This window comes from Paenibacillus sp. Root444D2, assembly GCF_001426375.1.
Classification (GTDB): domain Bacteria; phylum Bacillota; class Bacilli; order Paenibacillales; family NBRC-103111; genus Paenibacillus_E.
On the sequence record NZ_LMEO01000032.1, the window covers coordinates 22,797 to 29,181 of the forward strand.

Consider the following 6,385-nt stretch of genomic DNA (forward strand, 5'->3'; position numbering starts at 1 on the left):
CAAAACTCCCCCTATTCATTCCTTAATTTCGGAATATTGGATGATGCCTTTTACCCTTAATCAGCCTTTCAAAGAGCCCACAAGAACCCCTTTGACGAAGTACTTCTGAAGAAACGGATACACACACAAAATCGGTATTGCGCTGACCATCACGACAGTCATCTTAATCGACATGAGTGTGATATTCTTCAACTGTGAGCTCCTTGCCAATGCTTCCTGATTGTTGTTCGAGCCCAACACGGAGGACAGATCCTGCGCCGCCAGCAGCTGCTGCAGGAAGGTTTGGACCGGGATTAGCCTCTGGTCGGTGACGAAGAAGGCGCCGGCGAACCAGTCATTCCAATGCCCAACTGCCGTAAACAACCCGAGCGCCGCCAGCATCGGCTTGGACAGGGGGATGATGATCTGAAACAGGATCCGTACAGGACCTGCCCCGTCCAGCTCCGCCGATTCCACAAGCGCTTCTGGTATGCCTTGGATGAATTTCAGCATGACGAACATATTCCAAACTGAGAACAAGCCCGGGAGGATATAGACCCAAAACGTATTCAGGAGGCCCAGGTTGTTCAATTGGATGTAGAATGGGACCAAGCCGCCTTGAAACAGCATAGTGATTAGAATATAGCTTAAGATCACGCCTCTCAGCGGAAGACTCCGGTAGGACAGGCCGAAGGCTACCAGGAGGGTGATGAACAACCCGGCAACCGTCCCCACAACCGTTCTTGCAACCGTAATGAGATACGACTGCCGGATCACTTCGTTGCCCAGCACAATCTCATAGTTAATGAGCGTGAAGCTTCTCGGCCACAGATACACACCGCCGTTGGCGGCATCCGCTCCTTCATTGAGTGAAATCGCCAGCATATACAGGAACGGGTACAATACGGTTACGCACAGCATAGTCAGCAAAGCCACGATTAGCAGCTGTACCGATCTTTCAACTCCAGTCTGTTTCATCATGTAAACTCACCACAATCCCTCGCCGTTAATTTGTCTCGATATCTTGTTTGTCGACACGACCAGCAAGAGACTGATCAGCGACGAGAGCAAGCCTATGGCGGTCGCCATTCCGAAGTAGCCTTGCTGCAACCCGCTTCGGAGAATGTAGGTATCAAGCACATCCGAAACCTGCTGGTTGGCCGAATTCATAAGCGGGTAAATTTGGTCCATCCCGACGGTGATCAAGCTCGGAATACTCAGGATCAGTACGATGGAAATCGTCGGCAGTATACCCGGGAAGGTAATATGCCGGATCTGGGCCAGCTTCCCGGCCCCCTCCACCTTGGCCGCCTCATACTTCTGCGGGTCGATGGTCGTGATGGCCGCCAGATAGAGAATTGTGTTCCACCCCGTTTCCTTCCACAGCCCGCTCGCTACCACAATGGGGCGGAACCATTCAGTGGACCCTAAGAAGAATATGGGCTCACCGCCTACTTTACCGACGAACTGGTTCACCAGTCCGCTGTCCAGCGCCAAAAAAGATTGCAGGATGTAAGCGACTACAATCCAGGAAAAAAAGTGGGGCAGGTAGCTGACCGACTGCACGAAGCGCTTAAATACCGAGTGGGTTACCTCGTTAATCATCAGCGCCAGAAGGATGGGGGCCGGAAAACCAAAGATGAACTTAAGCACCGAAATATATAACGTATTCCGGACGACGATCAAAAATTGCGGGTCCTGGATAAAAGAAAAGTTGTCCAACCCGACCCACGGGCTGTTCCAGATCGAGGTGCCGATCTGAAAGTCTCGGAACGCAACCTGTATCCCCGCCATAGGAATGTAGCTGAAGAGAAACAACAGTACGACGCCCGGTAAAATCATGAGATATTGCCAACGGTGTTTGTAGATCTTTGCGTACATGATGACTACCCCCTTGATATCTCTATCATAAAGGGTTATGGAGAACACGACTATATAACGGTGGTTGGATATCTATCACTCTAATTAGTTTGTTTGATTAACAACCACAATCCGAATCAAAAATTAGAAAAGGTCTATAGGATCGAGAACCTTTCTGACTGTCGACAAACCATCGACAGTCTTTCTTTTCGCTGCAAGGATTCAACCATTCATTCTCGTTTATTAGAACTTTGCACCACAACCGTGGCAAGAACATCTTTAAAATCATATTTCTTTTTTGTAACCAATTGATTGATTCACACCTCTTAAAACCCGGAATTGCTCCGGTGTATGTCCCTCTGCAAGACGAAACCTTCGAATAAAATAAGAGCATTGTGAAAAGCCCAAACGCTCAGCAATATGCTTAACGCTCCAATTGGTAGATGACAATAACTCCTTCGCCTTTAACAACCGGCTTTCCAATAAAAATTCGCTCGGCGTTTTCCCCATGATCTGATGAAATTGTCGACTAAAATAGTATGAACTGTATCCTGAAAATGCCGCCATATGTTCCAGTGTTAATTGATTCGTGCATTCTGCTTTGATCCAATCAGCTGTCTTCAGCATCGTTTGCCTCAATCCGATGGCCGGGGTACCATTTAAATCTTCCCCATTTTGCAGCAACTCCATGAGAATTTCATAAAGCAAGGCAGAGATCTGCGTCTCCTTTTCTTGAATGAACGATTCACCGTTAACTAACAATTGATCTAGTAAACCCGGCAATCGCGTGACCCCTACCCAAGCAAAGACCCATACCTTTCCGCCCATCTTCCAATCAAAAAGTCCGGGTAAGCCCTCGCCAAAGAAATGTACCCACCGAATATCCCATGGCTCTCCCTCATCCGAATAGTACTCTTGAGGCATTCCTTCTCCATATAGAAAACCTGTTCCTGCGTGAAGCCTAACTTTCTGGTTTCCTTGCACTACATATCCTGTACCGCTCATGACCACATGCAAATTGTAATACGGCACCTGCTCGGCCGTTCTTTTCTCTCGGTGATTCGTCTCCTCCTTGTAATGCCCGAACGACTCCGGATAACACATATACCGGCTGAACCGGGGCTGCGGCAAATAGTGGTTTACTCTCATATCAACAACTCCTGAATATCGCAATATAATACTATTCATCGCAAAATTATGTGATTTACCACCACGTTGATTATGAATAAAATATGAATTAAGCACTATTATATCAACAAAATAGTCCTATATGTAGTCTGAAAGGATGTGCCATATATGTGGTTTGGCGTAGATTATTATCCAGAACACTGGCCTGGGGATCGTTGGCCTCTGGATGCAAAAATGATGCGTGAGGCGGGAATGAACACCGTCCGGCTGGCTGAGTTCGCTTGGGCGCTGATGGAGCCTGAAGATGGCTTTTACGATTTCACTTGGCTTGATCGCGCTATTGAGGTACTAACGAAGGAAGGCATACAAATTATTCTCGGGACACCTACGGCTGCCGCACCTAAATGGCTGATGGATAAATATCCGGACATGTATCCGGTAGATGTCTATGGGCTTACGAAAGGCTTTGGAACAAGAAGACATTATTGCCCTAATAACAAAATTTACAGACAATATTCAGTGCTTATCGCAAGACGGATGGCCGAGCATTACAAGGATCACGCACATGTGGTTGCCTGGCAAATAGATAATGAATTTGGCGGAGCATGCTATTGCAAGAGCTGTCTGCAGGCCTTCCGAGTATGGCTGGCGCACAAATATGGTACGATTGATAAGCTGAATACAGAGTGGGGCACGGTATTCTGGAGCCACACTTACAGACATTGGGACGAAATCATCCTTCCTACCTATTCGTCCAGCGATGGCTTCAGTCAAAATGCCGGCGCCCGTCAGTTATTGTCTACACCTTATAATCATAATCCTGGCCTGCTGCTTGATTACCAACGTTTCTTCTCGGATGCAACGGTAGCATACCAGCGTCTGCAGATTGAAGAGATTCGAGCTTGCACCGACCTGCCAATTACACATAACCTGATGGGTCACTTCAGCGAGTTAGACTATTTTGTCCTATAGTCAAGTATCGATGGCCCATGATTTAATGCGGGGTCTCAAGAACAAGAACTTCTGGATGATGGAACAGCAAAGTGGTCCCTGCGGCTGGCATATGCTGGGCGATACGCCTGAACCCGGACAGCTTCGATTGTGGACTTACCAAGCGGTAGCGCACGGAGCTGAGGCCATGATTTACTTCCGTTGGCGTTCCTGCACGGTGGGCATCGAGCAGTATTGGCACGGCATTTTGGACCATGACGGTATCGGCCGCAGAAGGTACAGAGAAATCAAAGCCATCGGCGCCGAAATCTCAGCCCTCAGCGATCTTATTGTCGGTTCTGAAAATATAAGCTCCGTGGCTCTGATTAAATCCTTTGATAATTGTTGGAGCCATCGCGGACAGCCACATAATGCAAATTTTAATTACAATGCTTTGCTTGACGCTTATTATACGGCGGTCGTCAAACAGCACGTAAATCTCGATGTTACTGGAGTTGAGAGCGACTTTTCCAAATACAAGCTCGTGATGATGCCTGCGTTCAATCTCGTAACAGAAGAAATCGCAGCGAAATGCGAAGCTTATGTCGAAAATGGCGGCGCTCTTATTCTTACCTTCCGCTCAGGCACCCGCACATGGAACAATCAGATGACCACATTGACGGTTCCCGGTTTATTCAAGCAGCTGGCTGGCGTTGAGTTAGAAGAGTTCGACTCCGTTAACTTCGGCAGAACGGTTCGTATTCAGGGAGCCTTCGGGCAAGGGACTGCCTCTATATGGTGCGACGTTTTGAAAACCGTTGGTGCCAAAACGATTGCCTCTTATGGTAACCATTATTATGCGGGTGAAGCCGCAGTAACTGTCAACACATACGGAACAGGACGAGTTTACTATGTTGGCTGTGACCTGGATCAATTAGCATTAGGCTCCTTAATGGAACTAATCGTGAAAGAAGAAGGAGTTCCAACAGCATTGACTACTCCCATCGATGGTATCGAAGCTATCGAAAAAGTGAAGAACGGTCAAGCTTACCTTATGCTGCTTAATCACAACAATGAGCATGTGGAATGTCCACTTAAAGGCTGCTACCAAGATGCAATGAGCGGTGTCAAATTACAAGAACGAATCAAAATAGCCCCCTACGGCGTTCAACTCTTGTTAAAGTGTTAATCGGTTATTCGCCTGAAAAGGGGCATCAACCAAGCAGGTTCTCCTGCCGATTGATGCCCTTTTGACATGGATACTATTCTTTTACAGAACCAAGAGTAATCCCTTGAACAAAGAATCTTTGGATAAACGGATACAAAATAAGAATGGGCACCATCGAAATGACAATTTTCGCGGAGTTGAAGGTTCGGTTCGAGACCGCCATCGCTTCTGCCAACTGTTCCGGGCTCATTCCCGGCATTGAACTTCCCGTTAACTGGGATTTCAATTATGTAACATTTACTTAACGGTGATCTTGAACTAACGTTCCTCGTTAGCGTAATGAACTTCGGACGGAACAAGAGGCGAATGACCCGAAGCGTGAATATGGTGTTATCTGAAGGAACCGACTTCTTCGGAATATCATTCAACACATCCAATTATTGTCGTTTAGTTATACTCTCTATTGCAAAGATGGATGAATCTCTTATATCCCGAATCTTACTTATTGATAACTCTCCTAATAAATCTAAGTCATCTTTATTGCCTATGTAAGATAACGTAGAAACGGCGTAAATAATATCATATTTATTCTTTTTTATATCTTCTTTGTATCTTAATAAAATGTCTACAATCACTTTTCTAGCTTCTGGATTTCTAGATTTTTTAAGTGCACCGATTGCAGAATGCCGAATTGTCCTGTTTTGATTTTGTATGTATTGAACAATTGGTTCTACGTCTACAGTTTCAGGTTTCTCTAGTTCCGAAATCCGATCTAACAAGCTACTGATTACATATCTATCTGATTCAATTTTGACTTGATTTATAAGGAATCGAAGTGCTTCTAGATTCTCATGTTTTAATAGCAACATTGAAAGAATGAAGTATGCATCTCTCCTGATTAAAGTATCCTGAGACCTATTCGGGTTATTAATAAGATCAATTACTATCGGTATCATTTCTTTATCATTTATTAATTCGGCTTCTCGATGTGCTCTAAAACTAACTGAATCATCTGAACTCTTAGCATTATCAACTGTAGACATTCTATTAATTAGATTAATGATGTATTTTTCTTTTCTTCTATTATTCGAGAAAATTTTGAGGAAATTAATGATATTCCATGTCATCTAATCACTTCTTTCGCTTTACGGTTCTTTCAGATAACTTCATATTTGCGAACTTCGTAAACACCTTTACATATTCGTGATCCGATTAAACTATCCTGCCCGTCCCTCGGTTTTAAGGGTTTATCTCACATATACTCACTCATTCGCAGGATTTTGACACCTTGGTTTGCAGATGTTGTTCAGGAGAGCGCTC

At 45.2% G+C, this 6,385-nt stretch carries 7 protein-coding genes; 2 read left to right on the forward strand and 5 right to left on the reverse strand.

Features of this window, described 5'->3' with window-relative positions; genetic code table 11:
• Positions 1–60: 60 nt before the first annotated feature.
• From ASD40_RS18290 to ASD40_RS18300, 3 genes are all read right to left on the reverse strand, one after another.
• The gene (locus ASD40_RS18290) at positions 61–960 is read right to left on the reverse strand and encodes a carbohydrate ABC transporter permease (RefSeq protein ID WP_235549302.1); all 900 of its coding nucleotides are present in this window, start codon (positions 958–960) and stop codon (positions 61–63) included.
• A gap of 6 nt (positions 961–966) precedes the next feature.
• Entirely contained in the window at positions 967–1,860 is an 894-nt protein-coding gene (locus tag ASD40_RS18295; RefSeq protein ID WP_057304614.1) for an ABC transporter permease, read from the reverse strand.
• A gap of 264 nt (positions 1,861–2,124) precedes the next feature.
• On the reverse strand, positions 2,125–2,988 hold the full coding sequence (locus ASD40_RS18300; protein ID WP_057304615.1) for an AraC family transcriptional regulator: 864 nt from the start codon (positions 2,986–2,988) through the stop codon (positions 2,125–2,127).
• 147 nt (positions 2,989–3,135) lie between these two features.
• On the opposite strand from ASD40_RS18300, the gene ASD40_RS39115 reads away from it, so the two are divergent.
• Together ASD40_RS39115 and ASD40_RS39120 are read left to right on the forward strand one after the other, a co-directional pair.
• The gene (locus tag ASD40_RS39115) at positions 3,136–3,939 is read left to right on the forward strand and encodes a beta-galactosidase (RefSeq protein WP_057304616.1); all 804 of its coding nucleotides are present in this window, start codon (positions 3,136–3,138) and stop codon (positions 3,937–3,939) included.
• On the forward strand, positions 3,929–5,086 hold the full coding sequence (locus ASD40_RS39120; protein WP_057304617.1) for a beta-galactosidase: 1,158 nt from the start codon (positions 3,929–3,931) through the stop codon (positions 5,084–5,086). The genes ASD40_RS39115 and ASD40_RS39120 overlap by 11 nt, the downstream gene beginning before the upstream one ends.
• Before the next feature lie 73 nt (positions 5,087–5,159).
• Here the strand turns inward: ASD40_RS39120 and ASD40_RS38250 are convergent, their stop codons facing one another.
• The gene (locus tag ASD40_RS38250; protein ID WP_156390090.1) at positions 5,160–5,324 is read right to left on the reverse strand and encodes a hypothetical protein; all 165 of its coding nucleotides are present in this window, start codon (positions 5,322–5,324) and stop codon (positions 5,160–5,162) included.
• A 178-nt stretch (positions 5,325–5,502) separates the two neighbouring features.
• Positions 5,503–6,192: a HEAT repeat domain-containing protein gene (locus tag ASD40_RS18315; RefSeq protein WP_057304618.1), complete on the reverse strand. Its 690-nt coding sequence runs from the start codon at positions 6,190–6,192 to the stop codon at positions 5,503–5,505.
• Between the last annotated feature and the right edge of the window lie 193 nt (positions 6,193–6,385).